Source organism: Streptomyces sp. NPDC044571 (assembly GCF_040647115.1).
Lineage (GTDB): Bacteria > Actinomycetota > Actinomycetes > Streptomycetales > Streptomycetaceae > Streptomyces.
Genome location: NZ_JBEZBN010000009.1, coordinates 34,097 through 46,417, shown reverse-complemented (window position 1 = coordinate 46,417; position 12,321 = coordinate 34,097). Strand labels below are relative to the sequence as shown.

Here is a 12,321-nt window from a genome sequence, read left to right as displayed (position 1 = left end):
CGGCTGGGCTCAGAAGCCGAGCTTGCGCAGCTGCTTGGGGTCGCGCTGCCAGTCCTTGGCGACCTTCACGTGCAGGTCCAGGAAGACCGGAGTGCCGAGCAGCGCCTCGATGTGCTTGCGCGACTTCATCCCGACCTCCTTGAGGCGGGAGCCCTTCGGGCCGATGATGATCCCCTTCTGGCTCGGCCGCTCGATGTAGACGTTCGCGTGGATGTCCAGCAGCGGCCGGTCCGCGGGGCGGTTCTCCCGGGGGATCATCTCCTCGACGACCACGGCGATGGAGTGCGGCAGCTCGTCCCGTACGCCTTCCAGCGCGGCCTCGCGGATCAGCTCGGCCACCATCACCATCTCGGGCTCGTCGGTGAGGTCGCCCTCCGGGTAGAGCGGGGGGCTCTCCGGCAGAAGCGGCGCGATCAGGTCCGCGAGCAGCTGGACCTGGTTGTCGCCGACCGCCGAGACGGGGACGATCTCGGCCCACTCGATGCCGAGCTCCGCGCCGAGCTGGTGGATCGCGAGGAGCTGCTCGGCCAGGGCCTTGGAGTCGACCAGGTCGGTCTTGGTCACGATCGCGATCTTGGGGGTCTTCTTGATCCCCGCGAGTTCCTTCGCGATGAACTTGTCACCGGGGCCGAGCTTCTGGTCGGCCGGCAGGCAGAAGCCGATGACGTCGACCTCGGCCCAGGTGGTCCGCACGATGTCGTTGAGCCGCTCGCCGAGGAGCGTGCGCGGCTTGTGCAGGCCGGGCGTGTCCACCAGAACGAGCTGGGCGTCGGGGCGGTGCACGATGCCGCGGACGGTGTGGCGGGTGGTCTGCGGCCGGTTGGAGGTGATCGCGACCTTGGTACCCACGAGTGCGTTGGTCAGGGTCGACTTCCCCGCGTTGGGGCGGCCGACGAAGCAGGCGAAGCCCGCACGGTGCGGGCCGGTGGACTCGGGGGAACGATCGCTCATACGGGCCATTCTCCCCGATGCCGCCCCCGGCGCCGACCAGGCCGCGGCGGCGGGGGCGGGCACGGGCCACGACAGGGTCGGCAGCAGGGTCGCCGTGTACACGCCCGGCTGGGTGCCGGGGCCACCCGGAGCACGCCCGGGCTGCCGGCGGCGCAGCGGCTCGGGCTCCCCGGGGCGGCCGTGCACGAGGGGGCCGGCCGGCGCGCCGCCCGGGGACCGGACGGCGCCGGGTCCGGTGAAGTCCGTCACCCTGCCGGTCAGCGACCACCCCGCGGTCTGCCCCACGCGACCGTGATCGTGACCGTCCCGATCCGGCCGGGGGCCGCTCCCCCTCGGCGGCGGCCGGCGGGAGAGGTCAATGCTCGGATCCACCCTCTCCTGATGGACCGTCAGGAGAGGTCGCGGTGCGGCCCCTGGCGCGGAAGGTGCGCCGGTAGGCCGTCGGGCTCACGCCCAGCGCCGCCTGGACGTGCTTGCGCAGCGACTGCGCCGTCCCGAAGCCGGCCTCCCGCGCCACCTGTTCCATCGGCAGCTCGGTGCGTTCCAGCAGCCGCCGGGCCCGCTCCACCCGCTGCCCGGTGATCCATTCGCCGGGGCTGATCCCCGCCTCCTCGCGGAACCGGCGCGTGAAGGTCCGTACGGACATGGCCTCCTGGCGCGCGAGGTCCACCAGGCGCACCGGCTCGTGCAGCCGGTCCAGCACCCAGGCGCGGGCTGCGGCGGTGCTGGCGAGCTGCGGCTGCGGCACCGGGCGCTCGATGAACTGGGCCTGCCCGCCGTCGCGGTGGGGCGGTACGACCGTGCGCCGGGCCACCTCGTTGGCGACGGCGGCGCCGTGGTCGCGGCGCACGATGTGCAGGCACAGGTCGATGCCCGCGGCGACTCCGGCGGAGGTCAGCACGTCCCCGTCGTCGGTGTAGAGCACGCCGGGATCCACCCGTACGGCCGGGAAGAGGCCCTGGAAGTGCTCGGCGGAGGCCCAGTGGGTGGTGGCGGGGCGGCCGTCGAGGTATCCCGCGGCGGCCAGGACGTAGCCGCCCGTGCAGATGGAGACGAGCCGGGTGCCGGCCCGGATGTGGGTGAGGGCGGCGGCGAGCTCGTCGGTCAGCCGCCCCTTCTCGTACACCGGGCCGAGCTCGTACGAGGCGGGCACGACCACCGTGTCGGCCGTGGCGAGCAGTTCCGGCCCGTGCTCGACGTCGATGGCGAAGTCGGCGTCGGTGCGCACCGGCCCGGGGGCGAGGGCGCAGGTGAGGATCTCGTAGAGCGGCGTCCCGGTGGAATCCCTGGCCCGGCCGAAGATCCGGTGCGGGATGCCGAGCTCGAAGGGCAGCAGCCCGGTCAGTGCGAGGACGACGACACGGTGAGGGACCATGGCCCGATCGTATCGAAGGGTGTCGTTCAGGCCACTGTCGTACGGGGGCGCCCGGCCGGAAGCTGTCGGGGTGACGCAGACAGCCCCCGCCTCCACGCCCGCCCCGGCCCCCGCCCGCACCGCCGGGCCCGGACGTATCCACCGCGCCTGGTTCGTCGCGGTCGTCACCTTCGTGACGATCATCGGAGCCGCGGCCTTCGCCTCCCTGCCCGGTCTGCTCATCGAGCCGCTGCACGAGGAGTTCGACTGGTCGCGCGGGACGATCGGCTTCGCGGTCTCGGTGAACCTCGCGCTGTACGGGCTCACGGCCCCCTTCGCCGCCGCGCTGATGGACCGTTTCGGCATCCGCCGGGTCGTGGCGCTGGCCCTGCTGGTGATCTCCGGAGGGTCCGTCGCCACCGTGTGGATGACCGCGGCCTGGCAGCTGGTGCTGTTCTGGGGCGTGCTCGTGGGGCTCGGCAGCGGCTCGATGGCGCTGGCCTTCGCGGCGACGGTGACCAACCGCTGGTTCACCGCCCGGCGGGGCCTGGTCACCGGGATCCTGACCGCGGCCGGGGCCTCCGGTCAGCTGGTCTTCCTGCCGCTGCTGTCCTGGCTGGTGGAGCACCACGGCTGGCGGCCGGCGGCCGTGACGGTCTCGCTGGCGGCGCTGTCCGTGGCCCCGTTCGTGTGGCTGCTGCTGCGGGACCACCCGGCGGACGTGGGCCTCGCCCCGTACGGGGGTGCGTACGTGCCGAAGCCCGCCCCGGTCCCGGGCGCGGCCCGCCGAGCCGTGACGGTGCTGTTCAAGGCGGCGCGGACGGGGCCGTTCTGGCTGCTGGCGGGCACTTTCGCGATCTGCGGGGCCTCGACCAACGGTCTGGTCAAGACCCACTTCGTGCCGGCTGCCCACGACCACGGCATGCCCGTGACCGCGGCGGCCGGACTGCTCGCGGTGATCGGCGTCTTCGACGTGGTGGGCACCGTGGCCTCCGGCTGGTTCACCGACCGCTTCGAGGCGCGGCGGCTGCTGGCCGTCTACTACGCCCTGCGGGGCGTCTCGCTCCTCTTCCTGCCGCTGCTGCTGGCGCCGTCCGTGCACCCGCCGATGGTCTTCTTCATCGTCTTCTACGGCCTCGACTGGGTCGCGACCGTGCCGCCCACGGTCGCCCTGTGCCGTGAGCACTACGGGGAGGACAGCGCGATCGTCTTCGGCTGGGTCCTGGCCTCGCACCAGGTGGGCGCCGCGCTGGTGGCGTTCCTGGGCGGACTGGCGCGGGACGTGTTCGGCTCGTACGACGTCGTCTGGTACGCCTCGGGCGCGCTGTGCGCGATGGCCGCGCTGATGGCGATGGTCATCCGCCGCCGTCCCGTACCCGCCGCCGCGGCGGCGGCGTAACGGCAGCAGCGGCAGCGGACGGCCGGGGTGGGCGGGGGCGGCGGCGGGCGGGGTGACTCAGCCGCCGGCCGGGGTGGTCGACCTGAGCGTGCCGTCGGGGGAGGCCAGCAGGACCGGGGTCGCCGGGCCGCCGAGGTCGCGGACCGCGGCCCGGTCGGCGTCGGCCACCGTCTGCGCCGCGCTGACGACGGCTGCCGCCTCCAGGGACTCGGCCCCGCTCGCCACGGCCATGGCGACGGCGGTCTGGAGCGCGCTCAGCTTCAGGGACTCCAGCTCCACCGTGCCGGCGACGTACGTACGACCCGTCTCGTCGCGCACCGCCGCCCCCTCGGGCACGCCGTTGCGGGCCCGGGCGCTGCGCGCCAGCGTGATGATCTTGGTGTCCTCGGGGTTGACCCCGGTGCTGTCGGTCATGGCGAAAGCATATGGAGCGCCTCGGCGGGGCCGTTGCACGGCCCCGCCGAGGCGCTCTCCCCTCCATCCCCCGTGCCCCCCGGGTCCACGCACTGTGGGGGACTAAACCTACGGCTTACATAAGGAAATCCCGCGCCCGGAAGGTCACTCGCCTCAGTGACCTTCGTCCCACAGACATTCCGGGCGCCGCACTCAAAGCCGGTAGGGGGTGGGGGCCGGTCGGGGTCACGGCCGCCTCGGGGGTCAGGGCCGGTCCAGCCGCAGCCGCTCCGCCCTCGGCAGGCCCGCGACCACCAGGTCGTACGAGTCCTCGACGAGCTCCCGGACCATCGCCTCCGGCAGTCCGCCCACGGTCACCGTGTTCCAGTGCCGCTTGTTCATGTGCCAGCCCGGCGCGACCGCCTCGTGCTCCGCGCGCAGCCGCACCGCGAGCTCCGGTTCGCACTTCAGGTTCACCCTCAGCGGGTCCCCGTCCAGCGCCGACAGCGCGAACACCTTGCCCAGCACCTTGAAGACGGAGGTCTCGGCGTTGAACGGGAACTCCTCCACCGCCGCGTTGAAACCCAGGCAGAAGGCGCGCAGTTCGGCCGGGGTCACTCCCCCGCCCCGCCCTCTTCCCCGGCCGCGGGGAGCGGCTCCACCAGCACCGTCACGATCTTGTTGCGGCGCCCCGCCGGGGACTCCGCCGTCAGCCGCAGCGGCCGCCCGTCCGGCAGTTCCACCACCGCCGAGGCGCCCGCGATCGGCACCCGCCCCAGGGCCTTGGCGAGCAGGCCGCCGACGGTCTCCACGTCCTCGTCGTCGAAGTCCTCGACCTTGAACAGCTCGCCGAGGTCGGTGATGTCCAGACGCGCCGTGACGCGGTAGTGGTCCTCACCCAGGTCCTCGACGGGGGCGAGCTCGCGGTCGTACTCGTCGGTGATCTCGCCGACGATCTCCTCCAGGATGTCCTCGATGGTGACGATGCCCGCGGTACCGCCGTACTCGTCGATGACGACCGCCACGTGGTTGCGCACCTGCTGCATCTCCCGCAGCAGGTCACCGGCGTTCTTGGTGTCCGGCACGAACACCGCGGGCCGCATCGCCGTCGAGACCAGGTCGCTCTCCGCGTCCCGGCTGACGTGCGTCTTGCGGACCAGGTCCTTCAAGTACACGATCCCGACGATGTCGTCCTCGTTCTCGCCGGTCACCGGGATCCGCGAGAAACCGGACCGCAGAGCCAGCGTGGTCGCCTGACGGATCGTCTTGTACCGCTCGATGCAGATCAGGTCCGTCCGCGGCACCATCACCTCGCGCACCAGGGTGTCCCCCAGCTCGAAGACCTGGTGCACCATCCGGCGCTCCTCGTCCTCGATCAGCGACTCCTTCTCCGCCAGGTCGACCAGGGCCCGCAGCTCCGCCTCGGAGGCGAACGGGCCCTTGCGGAAGCCCTTTCCGGGCGTGAGCGCGTTGCCGATGAGGATCAGCAGCTGCGGGATCGGCCCCATCACGCGGGCGAGCGGGACGAGGACGTACGCGGCGGCCGTCGCCGTGTTGAGGGGGTGCTGGCGGCCGATGGTGCGCGGGGAGACCCCGACGGCCACGAAGGACACGAGCACCATCACCGCGATCGCGACGAGCAGCGCCTTCCAGTTCTCGCCGAACTCGTCCAGGCAGACGTACGTGACGAGCACGCCCGCCGCCATCTCGCAGGTGACCCGGACCAGCAGCGCCACGTTCAGGTAGCGGGTCGGGTCGCCGGCGACCTGGGCGAGCTTCTCGCTGCCCCGCCGGCCCTCGCGTACGGCCTGCTCGGCGCGGAAGCTGGAGACCCGGGCGATCCCGGCCTCGGCGCACGCCGCGAACCAGGCCACGACGACCAGCAGCACCGCGCCGGTGATCAGCTGGGGGGCGGTCACGAGACGGTCGGGGCCGGGGACGGACCGGTCATGCCGCGCTCGGAGCGCCAGCCGTCGACGATGGCCGCCTGGAGGCCGAACATCTCGGCCTTCTCGTCCGGCTCCTCGTGGTCGTACCCGAGCAGGTGCAGCACCCCGTGCACGGTCAGGAGCTGGAGCTCCTCGTCCATGGAGTGCTGCGTCGGGGCGTCCTGGCCCTGCTTCTTCGCGACCTCGGGGCAGAGCACGATGTCGCCGAGGAGCCCCTGCGGGGGCTCCTCGTCGTCCTTCGCCGGCGGACGGAGCTCGTCCATCGGGAAGGACATGACGTCGGTGGGTCCGGGCAGATCCATCCACTGGACGTGCAGCTGCTCCATCGCCGCCTCGTCGACGACGATGACGGAGAGCTCGGAGAGCGGGTGGATCCGCATCCGGGTGAGCGCGTAGCGGGCGATGTCGAGGATCGCCTGCTCGTCGACCTCGGTTCCGGACTCGTTGTTGACGTCGATCGACATGGTGCGCTGGGTTCTACTTCCGCTGGTAGCCGTTCCGGGACGGGTTGGCGTCCTGGCTGTCGTCGTACTTCTCGTACGCGTCGACGATACGGCCGACCAGCTTGTGCCGGACGACATCCTCGGACGTGAGCCGCGAGAAGTGGATGTCCGGAACGCCTTCCAGGATCGACTGGACCTGGCGCAGACCCGACTTGGTGCCGCCGGGAAGGTCGACCTGGGTGATGTCACCCGTGATGACGATCTTCGAATCGAAGCCGAGCCGGGTCAGGAACATCTTCATCTGCTCCGGGCTCGTGTTCTGCGCCTCGTCGAGGACGACGAAGGCCTCGTTGAGGGTGCGGCCGCGCATGTAGGCGAGCGGGGCCACCTCGATGGTCCCGGCGGCCATGAGCCGGGGGATCCGGTCCGGGTCGATCATGTCGTGCAGGGCGTCGTACAGCGGCCGCAGGTACGGGTCGATCTTGTCGAAGAGCGTGCCCGGCAGGAAGCCGAGCCGCTCCCCCGCCTCGACGGCGGGGCGGGTCAGGATGATCCGGCTGACCTGCTTGGACTGCAGGGCCTGGACGGCCTTGGCCATGGCGAGGTAGGTCTTGCCGGTACCGGCGGGGCCGATGCCGAACACGATCGTGTTCTTGTCGATCGCGTCGACGTACCGCTTCTGGTTGAGGGTCTTGGGGCGGATGGTGCGGCCGCGGCTGGAGAGGATGTTCTGGGTGAGCACCTCGGCCGGGGTCTCGTCCGGCCCGTTGCCGTTGTCGCTCGCCTTGAGCATGGCGATCGAGCGTTCCACTGCGTCCTCCGTCATCGGCTGCCCGGTGCGGAGCACCAGCATCATCTCGTCGAACAGGCGCTGGATCAGTGCGACTTCCGCCGCTTCGCCGACCGCGCTGACCTGGTTGCCCCGGACGTGTATGTCGACGTCCGGGAAGGCCCGCTCGATCACGCGCAGCAGGGCGTCGCCGGAGCCGAGCACGGCCACCATCGGGTGCCGGGCCGGAACGGTGAAATGGGCGCGCGCCTGGCCCGGCGCCGGGGTCTGGGCTGTGGGTGTCTGAGTCATGGGCCGGCACTGTGGCCTGCACATACCTCCTGCTGAGGGGCCGCGCCGATCGACGACCTCCGGAGTACCAGGGTACGTCGCCGCCCGCACATCCCCGAGGCCTTTTCCAGGCCCCCCGAAGCCGGGGCGGCGGGGGCGCGGTCCCCGAGCCGGACCGGCGCGTGGTGGGGCGGGGCTCGCCGGGCCACCGGCGGAGCCCGGCCGCCGGCTAGCTAGGCGGTGTGGCGGAAGCCGATCGTGGGGACCGCCCGGCGCCGCGGCGCCGCCTCCGCCCCCGGCGGGATCAGCTCGTCCAGGAAGCGGTACCGCCCCCGCAGGGCCTCCGGGGCCGTGCGCCACCAGTGGGCCACCTCCGGCCACCCCGGGGCCGACAGGGAGCCCCCGAACTCCTGGACCGACAGGGCGGCCGTCAGGCCGGCGAAGGCCAGCCGGTCGGCCAGCGGCCAGCCGGCCAGGGTGCCCGTGACGAAGCCCGCCACGTAGACGTCGCCCGCCCCCGTCGGGTCCAGCGCGTCCACCGCGATCCCCGGCACCTCCGCCGTCTCGCCCGTGCGCCCGTCCACCGCGTACGAGCCCTCCGCCCCCATGGTCACCACCGCCACCGGCACCCGGTCCGCCAGCGCCCGCGCCGCCGCCCTCGGACAGTCGGTCCGCGTGTACCGCATCGCCTCGCCCGCGTTCGGCAGGAAGGCCTCGCAGTGCTCCAGGTCGGCCAGTGCCCCGAGGTCCCACCGCCCGCTCCCGTCCCAGCCCACGTCCGCGAAGACGCGCGCCCCGCGCCGGGCGGCCTCCCCGATCCAGCCGTCCCTGCGGCCCGGCCCCAGCGAGGCCACCGCCGCCCGGGTGCGCACCGGGCACAGCGGGAACGGCCCGGTGCCCGCGGGGGGCGGAGCCTCGTGGCCGTGCGAGACCATCGTGCGCTCGCCCTCGTACGCCATCGAGACGGTGACCGGGCTGTGCCAGCCGGGGATGGTGCGCGATCGGGAGAGGTCGATGCCCTCGCCCTGCTCCAGGACGTCCCAGCAGTACTCGCCGTAGTGGTCGTCCCCGAACGCCGCGGCCAGCGACGTCCGCAGCCCGAGCCGGGCCAGCGCCGTGGCCATGTTGGCCACGCCGCCGGGGCTGGAGCCCATGCCGCGCGCCCAGGACTCCGTACCGCGCACGGGGGCCGAGTCGAGGCCGGTGAAGATGATGTCGAGGAAGACCGTGCCGGTCAGGAAGACGTCGCAGCCGGGTTCCTGCGGGTCGCGCAGCGGACCGAGGGGATCCACGGCTGCGTCGCGGCTGGTGAGGCTGTCCCGACTGGTCACGGTGTACTCCCCGTTGGTGCGAAGGCTCGTTTCTGCAAGCGGGCATCGGTGGAAAGCTGCCAGCCCTGCCCGTCCCCGGGTGGACCAAACCCCAGTGTGGCGCACCTCTCACCGACTGTGCCGTCTCCGTGGCGTCGTCCGCCCTCAGGACCGCTTCGGCAGGGGAACCCGTACGAGGTCCGCGGCGATCGTGAGCTCGCCCTCGAAACCGGCCTCGCGGGCCCGGCGTTCGAACTCCGAGGGATCGGAGTAGCGCTGCGAGAAGTGCGTCAGCACGAGGTGGCGTACGCCCGCGTCGCGCGCGACCCGTGCCGCCTGCCCGGCGGTCAGGTGCCCGTGCTCCACGGCCAGCGGCTCGTCCTCGTCGAGGAACGTCGACTCGATGACCAGCATGTCGCAGCCCTCGGCGAGCTCGGCCACGCCGGAGCAGAGCCGGGTGTCCATGACGAAGGCGAAGCTCTGCCCGGGCCGGTGCTCGCTGACCTCGTCGAGCGCGATCCCGTTCAGGCTCCCCTCGCGCTGGATCCGGCCCACGTCGGGGCCCTTGATCCCGTGCCGCCCGAGCAGTTCGGGCACCATCCGGCGTCCGTCGGGCTCGGTGAGCCGGTAGCCGAAGGACTCCACGGGGTGGGAGAGCCTGCGGGCCTCCAGCCGGTACGAGGCCCCCTGGGCCAGCGTCCCGTCCCCGGCCACGGCCTCCTCGCGCAGCTGCACGGTCTCCCGGTAGGCGGTGGCGTACCGCAGCCGGTCGAAGAACTTCTGCCCGGAGGCCGGGTAGTGCGCGGTGACGGGGTGCGGGACCCGGTCGAGGTTGATGCGCTGGATCACCCCGGCGAGTCCGAGGCTGTGGTCACCGTGGAAGTGGGTGACGCAGATCCGGTGGATGTCGTGCGCGGCCACCCCCGCCCGGACCATCTGGCGCTGGGTGCCCTCGCCCGGGTCGAAGAGGATGCCCTCGCCGTCCCAGCGCAGCAGGTAGCCGTTGTGGTTGCGGTGGCGGGTGGGCACCTGGCTGGCGGTGCCCAGCACCACGAACTCGCGTACGGACACGGCTTATCCCGGGGGCCACTGGAGGCCGCGGCCGCCCAGGAGGTGCGCATGCGTGTGGAAGACCGTCTGGCCCGCCCCGACGCCCGTGTTGAACACGATCCGGTAGCCGTGGTCGTCGATCTTCTCCTCGGCGGCGATCTCCCCGGCCACGCGCAGCAGGTCGGCGGTGATCACCGGTTCGGCGGCGGCGAGCGCGGCGGCGTCCGGGTAGTGCACGCGGGGGATGACGAGCACGTGGGTGGGTGCCTGCGGATTGATGTCGCGGAAGGCGACGGTCGTCTCGGTCTCCTTGACGAGGGTCGCCGGGACCTTTCCCGCGACGATCTTGCAGAACAGGCAGTCCTCCTGCGGTTCCCCGGCCATTGCTTCGCCTTCCGTGACGGTGACGCGTGAAAGTTGATCAGCTCGGGCATCGTATCCGGCGGCGCCCGCGCCCTCACGGGGTTTCAGGACCAGCGCCCCGAGCGGGCCAGCAGCACCGCCGCCGCCGCCGTGCCCGCGGTGGAGGTCCGCAGCACCGAGCGGCCCAGACGGTACGGGTGCGCGCCGACCGCCGCGAAGGCCGCCAGCTCCTCCGGGGAGACGCCCCCCTCGGGGCCGACCACCAGGACGACGGAGCCCTCGGCCGGAAGCTCGGCGGCGGCCAGGGCCTGCGAGGGCGCGTCCCGGTCCTCGTGCAGGACCATCGCCAGGTCCGCCTCGGCCAGCAGCGCCGCCACCTGCTTGGTGGACAGGGCCTCCGCCACCTCGGGGAAGCGGACCCGGCGGGACTGCTTGCCCGCCTCCCGGGCCGTGGCCCGCCACTTGGCGAGGGACTTGGCGCCCCGTTCGCCGCGCCACTGGGTGATGCAGCGCGAGGCCTGCCAGGGGACGATCGCGTCCACGCCGGTCTCGGTCATCGTCTCGACCGCCACCTCGCCCCGGTCTCCCTTGGGGAGGGCCTGCACGACGGTGATGCGCAGGGCCGGCTCCGCCTCCCGGCCCGTGGCGGACACCGAGACGACGAGCCGGTCCTTGCCCTCGGCCGCCTTGACGACGCCCTCCGCCCAGCCGCCGCGGCCGTCCGTGAGGACCACCGCCTCGCCCGGGCCGAGCCGCTTCACGGACACCGCGTGCCGGCCCTCCGGGCCGTCCAGCACGCACTCCGGCCCCGCGGGGACCTCCTCGACCACGAACACGGGGGCGGTCATGACGTACTCCTCTTCTGCATGTCGTTCAACGCACTCTGGGCCTCGGCCAGTTCCGCCGCCAGCACCTCCACCAGCTCCCCGGCCGGCAGCGCCCGGGCCAGCCGGTGGCCCTGGCCCGCCCACAGCGCCATCCCCTGGGGGTCCCCGGCGTCGGCGGCCGCCTTGCGCAGTCCTGCCGTCATGTGGTGGATCTGCGGGTACGCGGCGGGCGCGTACGGCCCGTGCTCGCGCATGAAGCGGTTCACCAGGCCGCGGGCCGGCCGTCCGGAGAAGGCCCGGGTCAGCTCCGTGTGCGCGAACAGCGGGTCGGTGAGCGCCCTCTTGTGCAGCGGGTGCGCCCCCGACTCGGGGCACACCAGGAACGCCGTGCCGAGCTGCGCCGCGTCCGCGCCCGCCGCCAGCAGCGCCGCGATCTGCGAGCCGCGCATCAGACCGCCCGCCGCGATGATCGGCAGGGCCGCGGCCTCGCGTACCTGCGCCACCAGCGCGAGCAGTCCCACGCCCGCCGTGCCGTCGGCCTGCGGGTCGTCGCGGTGGGTGCCCTGGTGGCCGCCGGCCTCGATGCCCTGGACGCACAGGGCGTCGGCACCGGCGGCCTGCACGGCGCGCGCCTCGTCGACCGAGGTCACGGTGACGACGGTGTACGTGCCGACCTTGCGCAGGGAGGCGAAGACCGCGGGGGCGGGGCAGCCGTAGGTGAAGGAGACCACGGGGACCGGGTCTTCGAGGAGGATCGCCAGCTTGGCGTCGTAGCCGTCGTCGCTGGTGCCGATGATGTCCTCGTCGGCGAGGGAGACGCCGTACCAGTTGGCCTCGCCGGCCAGCTGCCCCCGGTACGCCTCCACGGCGGCCGGGTCGACGTAGCCGGTCTGCGGCATGAAGAGGTTCACGCCGAACGGCCGCCGGGTGAGTGCGCGCAGCCGCTTGATCTCCTGGTACATGCCGTCGGCGGTCTTGTAGCCGCCGGCCAGGAAGCCCAGCGCGCCCGCCTCGCACACGGCGGCGGCGAGCGGCGGACAGGAGGCGCCGCCCGCCATGGGAGCCTGCACGATCGGGTATGGGGAGAGACCGTTCGGTGCGGAGGACATGGACTGCATCGTGCCATGTCCCGCTCATGGGGCCGAATCATGGCATTCGCCTGGCATAGTCCGCTTCCCGGCGGCTCTCCGCGCGGCCCCGCGGCCCATGCGCCGAGCCCGGT

The 12,321-nt window shown here is 72.9% G+C and carries 13 protein-coding genes; 1 reads left to right on the top strand and 12 read right to left on the bottom strand.

Going from position 1 to position 12,321, the window contains the following annotated elements; genetic code table 11:
• Positions 1-9 precede the first annotated feature (9 nt).
• Positions 10-951 (bottom strand): GTPase Era, encoded by a 942-nt coding sequence (gene era, locus AB0B01_RS07095; protein WP_361713738.1) that lies wholly within the window; start codon positions 949-951, stop codon positions 10-12.
• A 355-nt stretch (positions 952-1,306) separates the two neighbouring features.
• A complete protein-coding gene (locus AB0B01_RS07090) occupies positions 1,307-2,326 on the bottom strand; it encodes a helix-turn-helix domain-containing protein (RefSeq protein ID WP_361713737.1) in 1,020 nt (339 codons plus the stop codon).
• Between the two features lie 136 nt (positions 2,327-2,462).
• Here AB0B01_RS07090 and AB0B01_RS07085 point away from each other — a divergent pair, with 136 nt between their 5' ends.
• A complete protein-coding gene (locus AB0B01_RS07085; protein ID WP_361713900.1) occupies positions 2,463-3,704 on the top strand; it encodes an MFS transporter in 1,242 nt (413 codons plus the stop codon).
• Between the two features lie 57 nt (positions 3,705-3,761).
• Here AB0B01_RS07085 and AB0B01_RS07080 read toward each other — a convergent pair whose 3' ends face one another.
• The 10 genes from AB0B01_RS07080 to AB0B01_RS07035 all read right to left on the bottom strand — a co-directional run bounded on the left by AB0B01_RS07080 (position 3,762) and on the right by AB0B01_RS07035 (position 12,208).
• Entirely contained in the window at positions 3,762-4,118 is a 357-nt protein-coding gene (locus AB0B01_RS07080) for a cytidine deaminase (RefSeq protein WP_361713735.1), read from the bottom strand.
• A 243-nt stretch (positions 4,119-4,361) separates the two neighbouring features.
• A complete protein-coding gene (locus AB0B01_RS07075; protein WP_361713733.1) occupies positions 4,362-4,715 on the bottom strand; it encodes an MmcQ/YjbR family DNA-binding protein in 354 nt (117 codons plus the stop codon).
• On the bottom strand, positions 4,712-6,016 hold the full coding sequence (locus tag AB0B01_RS07070) for a hemolysin family protein (RefSeq protein ID WP_361713731.1): 1,305 nt from the start codon (positions 6,014-6,016) through the stop codon (positions 4,712-4,714). Before AB0B01_RS07070 ends, AB0B01_RS07075 begins: the two co-directional genes overlap by 4 nt.
• Positions 6,013-6,510 carry an rRNA maturation RNase YbeY gene (gene ybeY, locus AB0B01_RS07065; RefSeq protein WP_361713729.1) on the bottom strand — a complete coding sequence of 166 codons (498 nt, stop codon included), beginning with the start codon at positions 6,508-6,510 and terminating at the stop codon, positions 6,013-6,015. Before ybeY ends, AB0B01_RS07070 begins: the two co-directional genes overlap by 4 nt.
• Before the next feature lie 13 nt (positions 6,511-6,523).
• Positions 6,524-7,570 carry a PhoH family protein gene (locus AB0B01_RS07060; protein WP_356852206.1) on the bottom strand — a complete coding sequence of 349 codons (1,047 nt, stop codon included), beginning with the start codon at positions 7,568-7,570 and terminating at the stop codon, positions 6,524-6,526.
• 212 nt (positions 7,571-7,782) lie between these two features.
• Positions 7,783-8,880, bottom strand: a complete 1,098-nt coding sequence (locus tag AB0B01_RS07055) for a PfkB family carbohydrate kinase (RefSeq protein WP_361713727.1) — start codon at positions 8,878-8,880, stop codon at positions 7,783-7,785.
• A 144-nt stretch (positions 8,881-9,024) separates the two neighbouring features.
• Positions 9,025-9,930, bottom strand: coding sequence for a ribonuclease Z (locus AB0B01_RS07050; protein WP_361713725.1), 906 nt, complete (start codon positions 9,928-9,930; stop codon positions 9,025-9,027).
• A gap of 3 nt (positions 9,931-9,933) precedes the next feature.
• Positions 9,934-10,293, bottom strand: coding sequence for a histidine triad nucleotide-binding protein (locus tag AB0B01_RS07045; protein ID WP_361713723.1), 360 nt, complete (start codon positions 10,291-10,293; stop codon positions 9,934-9,936).
• Between the two features lie 83 nt (positions 10,294-10,376).
• On the bottom strand, positions 10,377-11,120 hold the full coding sequence (locus AB0B01_RS07040; protein WP_361713721.1) for a 16S rRNA (uracil(1498)-N(3))-methyltransferase: 744 nt from the start codon (positions 11,118-11,120) through the stop codon (positions 10,377-10,379).
• On the bottom strand, positions 11,117-12,208 hold the full coding sequence (locus tag AB0B01_RS07035; protein ID WP_361713719.1) for a nitronate monooxygenase: 1,092 nt from the start codon (positions 12,206-12,208) through the stop codon (positions 11,117-11,119). The genes AB0B01_RS07040 and AB0B01_RS07035 overlap by 4 nt, the downstream gene beginning before the upstream one ends.
• Positions 12,209-12,321: the final 113 nt, after the last annotated feature.

Coding starts and splice junctions, on each gene's coding strand:
- era (WP_361713738.1), bottom strand. CDS start 951: ATGAGCGATCGTTCCCCCGAGTCCACCGGCCCGCACCGTGCGGGCTTC.
- AB0B01_RS07090 (WP_361713737.1), bottom strand. CDS start 2,326: ATGGTCCCTCACCGTGTCGTCGTCCTCGCACTGACCGGGCTGCTGCCC.
- AB0B01_RS07080 (WP_361713735.1), bottom strand. CDS start 4,118: ATGACCGACAGCACCGGGGTCAACCCCGAGGACACCAAGATCATCACG.
- ybeY (WP_361713729.1), bottom strand. CDS start 6,510: ATGTCGATCGACGTCAACAACGAGTCCGGAACCGAGGTCGACGAGCAG.
- AB0B01_RS07060 (WP_356852206.1), bottom strand. CDS start 7,570: ATGACTCAGACACCCACAGCCCAGACCCCGGCGCCGGGCCAGGCGCGC.
- AB0B01_RS07045 (WP_361713723.1), bottom strand. CDS start 10,293: ATGGCCGGGGAACCGCAGGAGGACTGCCTGTTCTGCAAGATCGTCGCG.
- AB0B01_RS07040 (WP_361713721.1), bottom strand. CDS start 11,120: ATGACCGCCCCCGTGTTCGTGGTCGAGGAGGTCCCCGCGGGGCCGGAG.
- AB0B01_RS07035 (WP_361713719.1), bottom strand. CDS start 12,208: ATGTCCTCCGCACCGAACGGTCTCTCCCCATACCCGATCGTGCAGGCT.